Genomic DNA, 1,731 nt, shown 5'->3' with positions numbered 1-1,731 from the left:
CGTCTTTTCTATAAAATTTAACAGTATAGTATTATTAGAGAGAAAATAATTTAACTAAGTATCCACAAATAGTATGATTTGTTTAAAAGGTTAGGTGGAGTGCTATAAATAATAAAAATATAATGATACTCATGAAAGATGACTATTTTAACTTTAATTAAAAAAACAAACTAAATACTATACAAAAATTAAAAGAGGTTATCTAATTTATAGATAGCCTCAATTTTTATGAGTAAGCGTCAAAAATTAAGTACCTAGATAGCATATCTTCTCACTGATAAACTTATTTCATAAGATTATTATTGGGAGGGTAACTATGTCTAGAAAATTAGATAATGCAACTTGGGAAGAATATATTAATAAATTTGATGCCTGTAAAGGCACAATAACTGTTAAAGATTTTTGTATAGAAAATAAACTTACTAAAAGTCAATTTTATTATCATAAAAAAAGATTAGAGAAATCAGAAGTTGAGAATAACGCACCTGTTTTCCATGCCATTTCATTAAATACTGAGGAAAATAATATAGATCAAAATATAATACCTTCAAAAGAAGTGAAAATTTCAATAGGAAATGCTATAGTATCTATTCCCGTTAGTGAAACTACTCTAATTACATCAATAATTAAGGAATTGGTTTCAAAATGTTAAATATAGATAAAATAGAAACAGTTTATCTTGCCTGTGGCTACACAGATCTAAGAAAAAGTATTGATGGGTTAGTTATGATAGTACAGAATCAATTAAAACTAAATCCATTTGAAAAAGCCTTATTTGTTTTTTGTAATAAACAAATGGATAAATTAAAAATTCTTCACTTTGACGAAGGTTTTTGGCTATATTATCACCGTTTAGAAGCGAATCGCTTCAAATGTTCTACTACGACAGAAGAAGCATTGAAAGTAAATATAGAAGAATTACGTTGGCTTTTAAAAGGCTATGAAGTAAGAACAGTTTCTAAGTTCAAGCCAATAAAACCAAGTAATTATTTTTAAAATTTCATCACACAAAACGTTGAAAAGCCTTTATTTTCAACGGTTTTTGTGGTATTATAAATATATGGTTCTATAATAAATGTTGGGGTGGTAAACCTCAACATTTTTATTTAAATAGAAAAAAGCACTTTATTCAGACGCCAACTTTGCTAAAATAAAATTAACCTCAACAAAATTTTAGAAAGGAGGCATCCAATAAAGTGCTTAAGTATAATTTTATCAACAATTTACTAAACTTAAAAGATGTTTTTGTAAAAAACGTTGTTAATAGAGATGATTTTATTGAGATATTTGTTGAAACTAAAAAGAAACCACATGTTTGTCCAGTTTGTGGCTATACTACATCTAAAGTTCATGATTACAGAAAACAAAGAATTAAAGATGTACCCATTCAGTTTAAAAAAACTTTTATCATTCTTAGAAAAAGGAGATTAGTATGCTCAGAATGCGGTAAGCGCTTTTATGAAAAACTATATTTTCTTCCACGCTATCATAGAATGACAAACCGCTTATCTTTCTTCATAATTAACGAACTATCTAATGTTAATAGCATGAAGCATGTTTCCTTAAAAGCCAATGTTTCCGCCCATACTGTAAAACGCATTTTTGATACTGTTAGTTATACTGCGTATTCTTTGCCTGAAGTTATATCTATTGATGAATTTAAAGGTAATTCTGGTGGCTCAAAATATCACTGTATATTAGTTGATCCTGTTAATCATAAAGTAATTGATT

General features: G+C 27.3%; 3 protein-coding genes. All 3 read left to right on the top strand.

All coding sequences use genetic code 11. The annotated features are described in order from the left end of the window. The first annotated feature begins 316 nt into the window (after positions 1-316). Entirely contained in the window at positions 317-652 is a 336-nt protein-coding gene (gene tnpA, locus Q428_RS13915) for an IS66 family insertion sequence element accessory protein TnpA (protein ID WP_035381981.1), read from the top strand. Next, a complete protein-coding gene (gene tnpB, locus Q428_RS13910) occupies positions 646-996 on the top strand; it encodes an IS66 family insertion sequence element accessory protein TnpB (RefSeq protein WP_035381979.1) in 351 nt (116 codons plus the stop codon). The genes tnpA and tnpB overlap by 7 nt, the downstream gene beginning before the upstream one ends. 200 nt (positions 997-1,196) lie before the next feature. Further along, the coding region (locus tag Q428_RS13905; RefSeq protein WP_035381977.1) for an ISL3 family transposase at positions 1,197-1,731 on the top strand (535 nt) is incomplete at its 3' end.

The organism is Fervidicella metallireducens AeB (assembly GCF_000601455.1).
GTDB classification, from domain to species: domain Bacteria; phylum Bacillota; class Clostridia; order Clostridiales; family Caloramatoraceae; genus Fervidicella; species Fervidicella metallireducens.
The sequence above is the reverse complement of the archived record's forward strand: the minus strand, read 5'-3'. Positions and strand labels throughout refer to the sequence as shown.